Annotated in this window: 13 protein-coding genes; 4 read left to right on the top strand and 9 right to left on the bottom strand. The window is 44.0% G+C overall.

The genetic code is table 11. The annotated features are described in order from the left end of the window. Positions 1 to 20 precede the first annotated feature (20 nt). Entirely contained in the window at positions 21 to 2,753 is a 2,733-nt protein-coding gene (locus ACJJI3_RS22985; RefSeq protein ID WP_444941048.1) for a discoidin domain-containing protein, read from the top strand. A 162-nt stretch (positions 2,754 to 2,915) separates the two neighbouring features. Here the strand turns inward: ACJJI3_RS22985 and ACJJI3_RS22980 are convergent, their stop codons facing one another. Next, on the bottom strand, positions 2,916 to 3,350 hold the full coding sequence (locus tag ACJJI3_RS22980) for a GNAT family N-acetyltransferase (protein WP_444941047.1): 435 nt from the start codon (positions 3,348 to 3,350) through the stop codon (positions 2,916 to 2,918). 31 nt (positions 3,351 to 3,381) lie between these two features. On the opposite strand from ACJJI3_RS22980, the gene ACJJI3_RS22975 reads away from it, so the two are divergent. After that, on the top strand, positions 3,382 to 3,987 hold the full coding sequence (locus tag ACJJI3_RS22975; protein WP_444941046.1) for a tRNA-uridine aminocarboxypropyltransferase: 606 nt from the start codon (positions 3,382 to 3,384) through the stop codon (positions 3,985 to 3,987). Between the two features lie 42 nt (positions 3,988 to 4,029). On the opposite strand, the gene ACJJI3_RS22970 is transcribed toward ACJJI3_RS22975, so the two are convergent. Beyond that, positions 4,030 to 4,800 (bottom strand): sulfite exporter TauE/SafE family protein, encoded by a 771-nt coding sequence (locus ACJJI3_RS22970; protein WP_444941045.1) that lies wholly within the window; start codon positions 4,798 to 4,800, stop codon positions 4,030 to 4,032. 3 nt (positions 4,801 to 4,803) lie between these two features. Further along, positions 4,804 to 5,592: a TauD/TfdA family dioxygenase gene (locus tag ACJJI3_RS22965; RefSeq protein ID WP_282933761.1), complete on the bottom strand. Its 789-nt coding sequence runs from the start codon at positions 5,590 to 5,592 to the stop codon at positions 4,804 to 4,806. A gap of 559 nt (positions 5,593 to 6,151) precedes the next feature. Between ACJJI3_RS22965 and ACJJI3_RS22960 the strand changes: the two genes are divergently transcribed. Next, the gene (locus ACJJI3_RS22960) at positions 6,152 to 6,820 is read left to right on the top strand and encodes a FecR family protein (protein WP_444941044.1); all 669 of its coding nucleotides are present in this window, start codon (positions 6,152 to 6,154) and stop codon (positions 6,818 to 6,820) included. A 270-nt stretch (positions 6,821 to 7,090) separates the two neighbouring features. On the opposite strand, the gene ACJJI3_RS22955 is transcribed toward ACJJI3_RS22960, so the two are convergent. The 6 genes from ACJJI3_RS22955 to ACJJI3_RS22930 all read right to left on the bottom strand — a co-directional run bounded on the left by ACJJI3_RS22955 (position 7,091) and on the right by ACJJI3_RS22930 (position 12,214). Further along, the gene (locus tag ACJJI3_RS22955; protein ID WP_444941043.1) at positions 7,091 to 9,031 is read right to left on the bottom strand and encodes a hypothetical protein; all 1,941 of its coding nucleotides are present in this window, start codon (positions 9,029 to 9,031) and stop codon (positions 7,091 to 7,093) included. A gap of 260 nt (positions 9,032 to 9,291) precedes the next feature. After that, positions 9,292 to 9,714 (bottom strand): macro domain-containing protein, encoded by a 423-nt coding sequence (locus tag ACJJI3_RS22950; RefSeq protein ID WP_444941042.1) that lies wholly within the window; start codon positions 9,712 to 9,714, stop codon positions 9,292 to 9,294. Positions 9,715 to 9,836: 122 nt separating this feature from the next. Further along, complete coding sequence (locus ACJJI3_RS22945; protein WP_444941041.1) at positions 9,837 to 10,769, bottom strand: hypothetical protein; 933 nt, start codon at positions 10,767 to 10,769, stop codon at positions 9,837 to 9,839. 416 nt (positions 10,770 to 11,185) lie between these two features. Then, entirely contained in the window at positions 11,186 to 11,305 is a 120-nt protein-coding gene (locus ACJJI3_RS22940; RefSeq protein ID WP_444941040.1) for a transposase, read from the bottom strand. A 151-nt stretch (positions 11,306 to 11,456) separates the two neighbouring features. Next, a complete protein-coding gene (locus ACJJI3_RS22935) occupies positions 11,457 to 11,786 on the bottom strand; it encodes a hypothetical protein (protein ID WP_444941039.1) in 330 nt (109 codons plus the stop codon). Between the two features lie 98 nt (positions 11,787 to 11,884). Further along, positions 11,885 to 12,214: a hypothetical protein gene (locus ACJJI3_RS22930; protein WP_444941038.1), complete on the bottom strand. Its 330-nt coding sequence runs from the start codon at positions 12,212 to 12,214 to the stop codon at positions 11,885 to 11,887. A 322-nt stretch (positions 12,215 to 12,536) separates the two neighbouring features. Between ACJJI3_RS22930 and ACJJI3_RS22925 the strand changes: the two genes are divergently transcribed. Continuing rightward, positions 12,537 to 13,478, top strand: coding sequence for an IS110 family RNA-guided transposase (locus tag ACJJI3_RS22925; protein ID WP_444941037.1), 942 nt, complete (start codon positions 12,537 to 12,539; stop codon positions 13,476 to 13,478).

Raw genomic sequence — 13,478 nt, 5'->3', positions numbered from 1 at the left:
ATTAACAACGAAAGAAAATTATGATTATTAAAAAATCAGCGATAGCCGCCGCTATTGTCGGCACAATTGTGTCCTCAATGGCCAATTCAAAAACTCTGGTCTGGGAAGATAATTTTGACGGAGACACTATCGACTCCTCCGTCTGGACCTACGATGTTGGCAACTCCGGCTGGGGTAACAACGAGTTACAAAATTATACCGATGACAGCGACAACGCTTATGTCGAAGACGGCAACCTGATTATTCAGGCCGTACAGGAAAGTGATGGCAGTTTTACTTCTGCTCGCCTAAAGTCTCTCGGGCGTCTGTCCTACAAATACGGAACCATTGAAGCTCGAATTAAATTGCCGGATTTGGATGCGGGGCTATGGCCAGCATTCTGGCAACTGGGCAGCGACTACGGTCAAGCCGGTTGGCCTGCCTGTGGCGAACTGGATATTCTCGAAGCGGGTATGGCCGAAGCGCTAGAAGCCGGCGTCGTAAATTCTGAAATTTCCGGAGCCTTCCACTGGTGGCACGAGTCCGACGACTACACCGGGCAAGCAGATTATGGTGTATCGCAAAACCTGGTTGAGGACTTCGGTTCCAGCTCCGACCTCACTGAGGATTACCATATCTTCGGCATGACCTGGACGCCCGATAGCATCGTTATGTGGGTGGATGACGAATCCAACCAAATCGCAGCTTTGACGGATACCAGTGATTCCGCATTCGATGAATTTCGCCAGCATAACTTTTTAATTCTCAACCTGGCAGTAGGTGGCATCTTCCCGCAGATCTATGACAACAGCGAGATCACTGCCCCAATGCCCGCCAAGATGTATGTTGACTACGTACGTATCTACGACAACGATGACAGCAGCTACAGCACCGAGCTCTCCCTGGCTACCGATACCGCAAAAAGCGGCAACCTGGGCGTGTTCGGGGACAGCAGCGATATTTCCGAATCCCTGACGTTTGGCACTGATATCGAGCTCTACGTCTGGAACAATATGGAAAGCCAATCCAGCGTCGATGAGAGTGATGCCCTGGAGTTCCAAATCGATACCGGCGAATGGTATGGCATGGGTGTATGGATGCACTACGACCTGAATTTGATGAACTATCAAAATGGTCACCTGAACTTCCGCATGAAAACCACTAGCGAAGAGACTATCGGCATCGGTATTAACAGTACCAGCGGTGGTGAGTCCTGGGTGGACCTGAGCGTAGAAGGCGATACTTTTGGCCTGGAACGGGATGGGCAATGGCACGAGGTGAGTATCCCCCTGAGCAAATTTGGGGTGGACTACAACACCATTAGCCAGGCATTTATGGTACGCGGCGATGGAGCGTCAGAAGCCTTTACCCTTTCCATTGACGATATTTACTTTAGTGAGAGCGTCGAAAAAACCACGCCAAGCGGCACCTTCTCCCTATACAGTGAAAACACCGAGGCCGACTCCAGTTTCGAACTGGGCACTGATGGCAATCTGTATATCTGGGGCGAAACCCTGATCGAGACTTCTCCTTCCCCTTACGAAGGCTCTGAATCCCTGTCCTACACCTCCGCAGGTGCTGGCTGGTTTGGTATGGCTTTCACTGCTGACTATTACTACGACATGTCAGCCTTCGACAACGATACCGCCACGCTCAATTTTGCTTTGAAAAGCAGCTCCACCACGACCTTTAAGATCGGCATGAAGAGCGGCAGCATTGACGATGTAGAACAAAAGTGGATTGACTTTGCCAATGGCGCCGATCCCTACGGTTTCGCACGGGATGGCCAGTGGCACCAGATCTCTATCCCCGTAAGCGACTTCAGTGACGAAGTAGACATGTCTAACGTGGTTCAACTATTCGAGCTTCTAGGCGTGGATGGAGAAATCAGCGATATCGAGATCGACAATATCTACTTCTCTGGCGGTACTGGCGGCAACGATGACTCCGGTGACGATTCCGATAGTGGAGGCGACGAGGACGACGGCGAAGGCTCTGGCGATAGCGGTGAAGCTGGCAGCCAGGACCTGATTGCACAGGCTACCGTCACCGCCAGCAACGAAATCCAGTCCATCGCAAATGCAGTTGATGGCAACAGCGACACCCGCTGGGAGAGCGCCCATGGCGGTGACTCAGTATGGGTACTTCTGGACCTGGGTGAGGCAGAAGCTCTGAACACCCTGACAATCGACTGGGAAACCGCCAACGCAGCAACCTATACGGTCCAAGGCAGTAACGACACTATTTCCTGGACCACACTGGCCAGCTTTAGTGGTGGTAGCGCTGGAGAGAGAACCGATGAGCACTCCCTGAGTGGAAGCTATCGATATGTGCGCCTGTACTTCACTGAGCGCAGCACAAGCTATGGCTACTCCATCTGGGAGCTGGGCTTAACTGGTGGCGACGGTCAGGCTTCAAGTATCTCTGCAACCTCTGAACTGCAAAGTGCTGAACTGGCAATCGACGGAGATAGCAATACCCGCTGGGAGAGCGCCCACGGTGTGGACAATGTCAGCCTGACTTATGACTTGGGCTCTGTACAGTCCATTGGCACCCTCAATATCGACTGGGAAACTGCCAATGCGGCTGCCTACACTCTGCTCGGCAGTACCGATGGCAGCAACTGGACAACTGTTGAGTCATTTTCTGGAATGGGAGCCGGTGAACGCACCGACGCAATCACCGTAGAGGGAAACTACCGTTACCTGAAGATTGACTGCACCGAACGCAATACCGTGTACGGCTACTCCATTTGGGAAATTAGCACTTACTAATAGCAGCTGGTAGTAGCAACTCGGGCAGCACTTGTACAGTGCTGCCCTACCTATAAACTGCCACCGAAGGAACTAAAATTCCAAAGCTAGAGGTGCTACACGCCTGTGTACAGTAATTCTTTCTAATTCAAAGCCAACCTGAAAATAATAACCTTCCCAAGGCTAACGGTAGACCATCGCCAGAATCGAGCGCCCCTGCTTCACGTAACCGCGGAATAAATCCCCAACAGGACCACTTAACTCATTCACTTCAACCCTCTCAAACCCCAAAGAGGAGTAAAAAGGCTCCAGGTGGTCGTAGGGAAATGTATAGGTGTCGCTATCAAAACGTTCAGCAAGGAGCGTCAACAGCTGCCTTGCAACACCCTGCCCTTGATGATCTGGTGCAACAGCAACTCCGGCCAGGAGCTTAAAGCTCTCATAGCGCCGCAAATAACCGCAGGCAATCACCTCCCCCCGTTCGCCGCGTACTATCCCGCAGTCCTCGTGGCGTTTGGCTTTGCCACGAAATCCATACATGCGATAAAATTTGTTCGCTAGCGGAATCTCTATATCTGCCAGCCACTGAACACCATTAGAAGGCTGCGTTTTCGCCATAAACCTGCCCCTGTACCCCTGAAGTAGAAAAATGCCCAGAGAGACCTGTAGCACCTGCCTGCGCCCGCCCAATGTCTGCTACTGCAGTGCGTTGGTGAGCCTGGCTAATACCATAAAAGTGGTGATCATACAGCACCCACAAGAAGAGAAGCACCCGTTCAATACCGGGCGTATGGCGAACCTGTGTTTAAATAACAGTGAAATGCTTATTTCTGAAACTCTTCCTAATCAACAGTTGGAAAGGCTACTCGATAAACCCAGCGCTCTACTCTATCCGTCACTATCATGGCTACCCCAAACACCCCAATTAGCTGAAGGGAATAATACCCCTAGCCACCAGAATCAGCTGGAAAAGATTGAACAGCTAATTGTTATTGATGCGACTTGGAAAAAATCTAAAAAGATTCTTCACCTGAACCCCAAGCTACAACAGCTTCCAAGAGTCAATCTCAGTGGGGACTTGAAATCCAACTACGCTATTCGGAAAACCACCGTTGCGGATGGTCTGTCAACCATTGAAAGTATTGCCTTGGCTATGGCTCAACTTGAAGATAAAAATGAGTATTCCAAGCTTCTGCAACCATTTGAAAAGATGATTAGCCTGCAACAGCAGAGCTATTCAGTAGAGCCAGCTTAGGGCATTTGATTGTCACAGTCAGTGAGACCTCAAACAGAGAACCTAAACAATCGCACCATCAGGAAATACCAAATTAGAAATTCCCTGATAAGTCAGCACACACATAAAAATTGATAAAGCATACCGAATAATCGAACGATATCGTTCTTCATCAATCCTCGATTGAAGCTTAAATCCGATAACAAGTCCAAAATATGCAAATACGGTAATTGCAGATAGCGACATCAACTCCAAATCATCAAAACTCAAGTAAACTGAAAGCACAGAAAGCTGTATCAGCTTGCCAATCAAGAAACAAATATTGGAAATAAGGATTACTTCCTTTGATGATCTGGCAACTTCCAATAAGTAAATCATCAGTAGAGGCGCAATCGCATTAGTTGCGCCACCAATCACCCCGGCCAAGCCGCCCATAATGACAGGAAAAAGTACTGGCCGACTGGAGAATTTGGACAGATAACCCCTTAAACGATTGGAAAACAGGTAGATCAAGATTGATACCGCCAGTAACAACTTGAGAATATCCGGATTTGCCCAGGTTAACAGCCATGTTCCAGCAAGGCTTCCAAGAGACACCAATAATATTACTAAACTATATTTAGAAAAATTAATCCTATAATCTCGGCACTTATAAAGACTGGATATAATTACCAAAAGCGACGGCAAGATGGTTAACACCACTGCCGTTTTCAAATCATAAGCAAGTGCCAGAATAGGCGTCGCAAGCATTGGGAAACCAAACCCCAATGCTCCGTGAGCCATACCTGCTACCAGAATAAGCAACAACCCAACTATAACTATCTCTATGACCACCCGTTAAGCAACCCTCGATATAGCAGGCATATTAAAACGTATTCGTTTAAGGTGCCTTTTCCTATCCTTTATTCCAGTTCTTGCGTGAAGGTATCGTCGATTATCCAACAACAATATCTGATTATTATTCAACCTAACCTTAAACATATTATGTGGCAACGATATTTTTAGCTCCAGTTCACGTAAAGCATCAAGCTCATCTGAAGAGCAATACTCACGCTCGATAATATCATACCTGTATCTGAAACCGTGACTCTCATCAATTAAGGATGCCTCTATAAACTCAGACGACTTACGAAACTCTTCAGGAACACGCAGTTTAAACTTACTACTTGAAAGCACCTGGAAAGTTTTATCGGAGAGGCTCTCGATTATCCTGTCGGCACAGACAAGAATATTTTCTCCGCCGCCATGCATATCAGCGTGCACTACGAAGAGACCAAAGTAGCCAGGCATCTCCGATTCAAAAGCACCGTCATTGTGCAAAAAGAATTCTCTATCACTATGAGATATAGCCAATGCCTCATCGCCTGTCTCACCACCAATTCTCACATCCCAAACCGTTCGCCCCATAGAATCATGCTCATGTACCAAACCAATGGTATTGACAATATCCTCCATCACTTCAGCAGAATCATCAGAAAATTTGAGATGGATAAGCGCAATCCCCTTTTTAAACAAAGCTATCTTATAACTTTCATACTCTATGTCCGAACAGGACCCAAGTTCAAAGCAGCAGTAACTTGGGACTCTAAGTGGCATGGCATGCGATGAAAAATAGAGTGACGACATTTTCAGCTCCCTTGATGAACAATTCCTTTACGATTCCAACAATATGAACTTCTACCCACAAGATAAAAGGAGCAATCTTTATGCCAAATATCACACATGTACCAAACTCATACGTCTCCAACTTTAGTCCCTGATGGCGTTTAAAGCTCTTTTACATCGAAAAAGTAAGTGTCCCCGTGGAAACTCTCTGAATCGCCTATCACAAAGTAACCCAGGCCACCCTAATTAGCCCCCTGTTTATTTCACAAAACAGCAACAATCGCCGGTTCAGGCCAAGATAACCTACCTCCAAGCAGATAAAATTTATCGTAATACGGTAAAACACAGCGAAATAGCTCTCTAGTCATGACCATTTAATAAAACCACAACAAATCCCCCTTAAAAAAGAAAAGAAAGCGTCGCAAGATAAGAGCCAGTATCGGAGACAAGCATGCCCTATTAATTCCCCAATCAGGTGGAATAATAAAAAGTCAGGCGCTCACAATAAAATATATAAAACGGACTAAGGTCCCACCTATAAGGACCAATTCTGCTTTCGAGCCAAGCCGAGGGGAAAAGTATGGAAGATTTAAAGACACGGGAGACATTTAAATGCCGTTACCAAACAGCTCCCAAGGAAATATCTAAACAAACCCTCCCCGATGGCAGCCATATAAAGTTGAGCGCCACAACTAAAGTACTCGTCAATTATTCAGAGACACGCAGACGCATACGTCTATTAAATGGGGCGGCCCAAATAGGCATTTGTAAAGAGGTAACCTGGCCATTTATAGTAGAATCACGACAAGCATTGATCCGTACACATAAAGCCACTTTCAATATTGACCAGCGATATGGAGTAACAGAAGTCACTGTTCTCGAAGGGAATATCACCGTCAGCCCAATAAAACAAAATAAAAATCGCGCCGAAATAAAGAAAGGGGAGATGCTCAAAGTAACTGAGCACAACACCGGTGCAATCAAAGATTTTGAGGTTTCCAGCTATAAGGATTGGGGAAGTGGATTTACAAAGGCTGATAACATCAGATTAACAGAACTTCTAATATCGCTAAATCGCTTTACAAATACACCACTTGTGACGAGAGACCAGAACACTAGTAGACTACTTGTTAGTGGAGTTTATGACCTGAATCATATAGAAGATACCGTCCTCTGTCTGAGCAAATCTTATAATCTGAAAGTCACAAAAGAAGAGTCTCACACAGTGCTAGAGCTGCTTCCAGAGTAATAACCTAGCTTGTTAAATACCAACAAAAGTGGTCTTGTGTACCTAACAGTAAAGATAAAACAGTACTTTTCTGTAATTCTACCAGCAAATACGGTCAATCTTAGGGGCTCAGTATTACTAAAAATACGTAATTTGCTAGCCTAGTACCCTCAGCTGGCAAGGGGTACCAGGAATTCTCTTTCTGGTCCAGAGACTCCGAACCTTGCCAGCTTTTTTTATCACTTTCACTCAAAGTAAGTGACAGTAGAGCCAAAGAAAAGGCTGTAAATCCTACTCAACCGTGTCCTTATCTTCTTGCCTCAAATAACCAGCCGCATTTTCATCTTGAGCTAATTGTCCCTGTTCTGTCATTGGCAGAGCACGACTTTGCTGATTAATAGCATGAATATTCGAAGTGTTTTCCAAGTCTCTGCTGCTTGTAATGGAGGCAATAGACTCTCTATCTTTCAAGAAACTAATTACGTCATCCCTGATTTCAGATAAGTCGCGTTCAGACTTATGCATTTCAAGTATATGCCTTGGATACTCCAAGTTTCTCATGCCAGATGCGGCAAATGTACTGGAGACAACCCTGGTTACAATCACCCAAGGCGTAATCGAACTTCTGACTAGTACATTTTCAGAACGAGTACTGTCATGTATTCCAGTGCCCGTTGAGATCTTAGACTCAGTGAATGTCCCTTCGCATTTAAAATACACCAATAGTGATTCAAACTGCATCTCAGCAAAGAAGATATGTGCCGCGTTGACCAACAATCGAGCAAATGTATTAAGAATAAATCCTATCAATAGCAGGTGAATTAGCGTCATACAGAGAGCGCCACCTGCTGAAATATACTGTTCTAGCAGAGCTAAGCGGCCAGCTTCCTCGTCTAAGGCGCCAAACTCCTGTTTAATGGCTGTAAGAGATTCCGGCTGAAAGAAGTGAATAACATCAATCAAAGAGTATGCCAGCCAAATAGCTAGCGCAGTAACAACGATATAAAGCGCATTACCTGCGAAAAGACTAATATCCCGAATCAGCCTGAATTTATCACCCAAATCAACAGGACGAACCGTAGGTTGTACTTCCTGTATCATTTCCCCATTGAATGAACCTTTACCATCCACTTGCTCTTCAAGTTTTGGATCAAGCTCTCTGTAAATACGATTAGGCACTTCCTTATAACGACGATTTGCCATCACAAGGTTATCCAAGTTTATAAAGATTTCCTTCGGGTGAACCGATTCCTGCCAGTTATCCCTTAACTCGGAAACCTCAGTGACCGGGTTTGCAATTTCGCTTCTAAAGCGCAGCATATAGACAACAGCGAAACTACAAGTAGCGCCTACAAATATAACCCCAAGAATATACAAGAACGGGCTAAAGCTCGGTAAAGCTTCAGTCAATACACCGGACACACTAATTATTTCATCTAGGGAAGTAGTACCTTCCCCCTTAAAAGCCTCAACGCCTAAACTTAAACCCAATCCTAGCAACAGAGGCACCACAATCGAGAATAATATCGTTTTTGCAATACTTCCCCCCGTAAGGCTCGCTACACTTTTCTGGGCTTCCCGTGAAATACCTTTACTCGCAGAGTGCCATACAATCAATGTATAAAGTAAAGCGATGGCAGAGTACATCGGGAATAGCTTTTCTCCCATATCACCAGCAAAACCACTGAGACAAATAAAAGCGACAATGACATAAGAGAGCAAGACAGTTAATGTACTTACCCATGCGCCAAACTGTGCCTGAGCCATATTTCGAATGGGGTATGGCATATAAAGCAATTTAGGGAAGATACTGTGTAATACCCGAGCCAAGAAGCCCTTAGGCTCTAGAAAGGTTGGATTCTTACGGCCAACTAACATCTCTTCTAAGCCGGAAGCGGTATAAGCCACTTCATTTTTCTCTTCTGATGCCGTACTCGTTTCAGATTTAGAATGGTTGAAAGCTAATGATACCGGATGATTTCGACCTACAAAGAAGCGCAATAAGGCCAAAATACCGCCTGATAGAGCCCTTATACCGCCGACCAGCAGGATTGCCCCCACTACGACAAGCACCCAACCACTTACGGGGTCCGACTTCACTTGGCCAGCAGCGATAAACAGCAAGATTAGGGCAACAATGAACTGAACTCCCCCCCTAATTGCGGTAACCCGGCCTTCTTTCTTAAAAGGGTTCTTCAGGCCCAAATCAATCGAGCCGTAATCAAACGCCATAGAGTATCCCCCTAGTACTGGTACTTATGCCTAAAGCCTTAATCTGCTAAAAGAAGATGTACTTCTCAACTCAATGCAGCTTAAGGCTTTCCTGACTATTTTTCACTCACTTTCTATAAAGATACTTACTATGCACTAGCAAGCTAATTGCATCCCTCTTATATGTTGCATGTATTTCTGTATAACTGGGTATTCTTGAAGGCTTGGATAAGGAGTTATAGGCTGCTCACATATGGCCTGTACAGCGCCTAGCCGATAAGTTATCTATACCTGTTCCCACATAGAATCGAGTTAATTCCCTCCGGGAAGTTTGATCGGTTAAATAGCTGCACGGAGTTTAAGATTGCTCGAAAAACGTAATATGCATTTAGCGTATTGGAAACATCTTCCGGCATTCGCATAGTTGGAGCTGACATTAAATATGGCCAATTCTCATGGGAGGTAGGTACTACTACTGCTGATCCTATCGGAAGTTCTCCATGAAAGTCGTATTTGAACCGTGCTTGCACCCGATCCTCTACTTGAAAACCGAGCCTATCCCTAATTGGCAGATCCAACCCTCCATCCACAATTCCGAAGCTATTGGCAGGGCTAACTATTGCATCAGCTGACTCGGAAAAGAAATCACCCTCGATAACGTCTACAATTTCAACATCTTCAAATACTTCACTCCAAGCTTCCACAAGCTCCTTGGATTTATCAATTAAATAGATTTAATCTGGCAGCATAGGCAGAACCTAATATTAAATAACACTCATGTCATATTTAGAAGATATTATACACGAGCCTATTATCATATACCCAACTAAAGTCCCTCACTCATTGTTTCACGACATAATCTTACATACTTATCAGCTTTACAATGAATATATTTATCATCACTATTTTTTAAAAGAGAAACCAAATCAATAGAAGTATATTTAAACCCAACTGGCCGTCCAATTTCATCGATTAATTTGTTACACAGTACGGCAATACAAGATAATCTAACCCAAAGAATTGGTGTATCTTTGAGACAAAACCCAGACATGACATCAACAAGGGGCGAAAGTTTATTCACAAAATCAATATTCACAAGCTCGTCAGAAAATTCTGAAAAAGACATACATCGCATTATTGATTGACCTTCATGAACAACTAGAGCATTACCAATATTCGACAGTACATCAAAAAATATATGTTCTTTTTGTGTTTTCCAATTAGCCTTAGGATGATGGCAAATCACTTTTGAGCCAGACAGCATAACAAACAAAGACTTCTTAAATTCTAGTAACTTAATCGATGAATCATCTACAGCAAAATCAGCATACGCGACCTTGCTTTCTATAAGCTCTGAAAGACAGAGAAGTCTAGCCAAACGATATATGGTACTTTTACCATAATGCCCATCCAAATTAATACTATATGGATTTCTTGGCATCTCTGACACCCTTACTTTAAAGTCTCGAGCAGCCAACAAAAGCTGAAATTTCAATGGCCCAATAGCGTGATAAAGACGAGCCCTGGCCTCAAAATTATACTTAATATCTGCGTCATGCTGTTTTAAATATAGTTCAACATCTTTCCTAACTTGACCATTTTGCTTACCTTTAAATGCATCAAGTGATTTTTCAAGCTCAACCCTATGAACTTGCAAATCTTTTTTAAGCCGATGAGAAACAAGTAATTTTGTTAGCCAGACAGCAGCAAAAGAAGAAACCCCCAATGAAGAAATAAATGTAACTATGTCTACTTCCATGACTCAATATTTCCATACTTAATCTAACTAAAGATGCTACCGACTGTAGCATATATCTTATCTTTTATGCTGACCATCAGAGCTTATCATTCATTGTGATAATAAAAAATCAATAAATCCACAAAGGCCCTTCCAGGCATACCAAAATGAAAATTTTATCAATTGAAAAATCTTTAAACTCTAAGCAGTATAATTACTGACATATCGAGTGTATCAGGTATACCGCTGTACACTCTTCGTGAATTATATAGGATAGAGGCCTTTACCAAGGTAACGTTACCTCTTAACGAACGTTAAATACGTCCTTTTTATTAGTAAACCTCAGCTATTTATCACTTTGAATATTCAATATGATCCATGCCATTGAATTACATATCAAATAGCCTCTTAAAATAAACTTGCCAGATACAATTTTACTACGCACTGACGCCTAGCTCTCGCGCCACAGAAGCCGTTGTTGCTCCAGGCTTTTCCGCTTTCTTAACTGCTTCTCTACGGAACTCCTCCGTATACGCCTGAGTTCTTTTCTTACCCATGATACACCTCCGTGTTAGGCCTAAACCTAACTATACAGGGTGTCTACTAAACGTGGGTAAGTCTTAGCTCTAACGTTGCCAACAGGGGCGGCCGAAGCAGCGCGTAGGCCGTCCAGCCCAGCTATCAGCTGGGCGAGCCTGCTTGGCCTAGTTATGTGTTTTCAATACCTGCCCATGACTGGCCGTTTACTAACTTGACCTCTACACTAATCTCTTCAAATTCTGGAGAATAATCTTCAATATGAATAAAGTCAGTGGAAATTTTATTACCTGACTCATCTTGAAGCATCAACTCCAGATCATCTCTCTTTTGATAATACTCATCATATTGCTCGCTGGCGAATAGCTTAAAAACACTTTTTACTTTTTGATAGTCAGGACCTTGTATAAAACGTCCATGAACCATGCCCACACCTAAATCAGCATGCTCCAGCCTCGATTGACCTATGTAAAAATCTTTTGAAAGTATGTAGTAATTCATGTGGCCACATAACGCTCCGCTAAATGGCGAGCGTTAGCGAGTCCAGTGGAGGCCACTTTTTTGTGGCCGGAACGTATTTAAGCGGCTTGTTAGATATTTTACTTGATTTCAACTATGTCGCCTTCTTCTAAGGTAAAACTCTCCCACTCTTCTGGCTGTAACATATCTCTGTTTCTGATAACAAAAACTTTAACAAAATCTCCAACGGATTTTTTCTTTTTTAATGGCTTATGAAGGAGTCTTACCTCGCCAAGGAATTCTTCTTCTTTTATCGATACCTTATAGTTCTCACAATATTTAGCTATCGCATCAGATAGCGTTCTCGCTTCAGCAAAAAATGGTTCAGGGCTGTGCTTCCGATGATAAACACCATCATAGAAGTTAATCTCTGACCAATCTCTGTTTTTAGGGCCGTTTATTCTAATCATGATGCACTACTAACGCCGCCATTTGCGGCAGACTTGTAGCTGCGAAGCAGCGGAAAGGCTGTCCGGCCCAGCTAGCTGGGCGAACAACATGGCCTTGTATGATTGTTCTTGTCTGATTCTGATCTTGAAAATCCTTTTCGTTAACGGGTAAATTGAGACCCACTTTCGGCGGCCACCGAAGGCCTTGTTTATCACAGTTCGCTGCCTGGCCGGTTCATAAAAGACCGATAACAAGTATGAACGTGATAAGCACTCACTAGGCATAACTCGGATAGTCATGTGGGCCTCGAGCCCGAATAGCAAGGTGGAGATAGCTTATCTTATGGAACCTCAAGAGATCAATGTCGGTATCGATACCAGCAGTAAACAACTCGATATTTATGTGAGACCTACTGGCCAGTTTTTTAGTGTTGCCAATGATAAAAGTGGCATTAAGGATGCCATTAAACAACTTCAACCTCTTAAACCTCAAAGAGTATTAATAGAGTCTACGGGAAGACTCGAGTTAGAGTTTGTTTGCGCCGCCGACAAAGCAGAATTACCTATTGTTGTTTGCAATCCTTCTCAGATAAGAAGCTTCGCTAAATCCGCAGGGCGTCTCGCCAAAACCGACAAGCTAGATGCAATGGATATTGCACATTTTGGTGAGGCCATGAAGCCAAGGCTGTCGGTACTAAAGCCAGAAAAGCTTAGGGAGATCAGTGACTTACTGGCGGTAAGAAGTCAGTGTTTAGAGATGAGCACAATGCAAAAGAATAGGCTTCAGAGAATGCCGAAATCAGTACACAAACCTATACAGACCATTCTAAACACCATCAAAAAAGAGCTACAAGGTATCGACAAGCAACTGGATAAACTGGTTAACAGTGTGTCTGAGTGGCGGCAAAGGCGCGACCTATTGTTGAGTGCTAAAGGGGTCGGAAATGTATTGGCTTATACGTTGATGAGTGAACTTCCCGAGCTAGGAAAATTGAACCGTAAAGAAATCGCTGCACTTGTCGGTATCGCCCCGATGAACCGTGATAGCGGCAGCTTCCAGGGAAAGAGACATATTAGGGGTGGAAGGCATCGTGTACGTACGGTTCTGTTTGTTTCCATTATGTCGGCCATACAACATCATCCCAAATTAAAGCCGATGTATAAGCGATTAGTCGACGCTGGCAAACCTAAAAAGGTCGCTCTGATTGCCTGCATGAGAAAGCAGATTACGATTCTGAATACGATGGTGAAAAACAACACCTACTGGGATGAAAGTATGGCTTAA

Source organism: Microbulbifer maximicatervae (SeqCode), from assembly GCF_052466985.1.
This window is presented reverse-complemented; position numbering and strand designations above follow the sequence as displayed.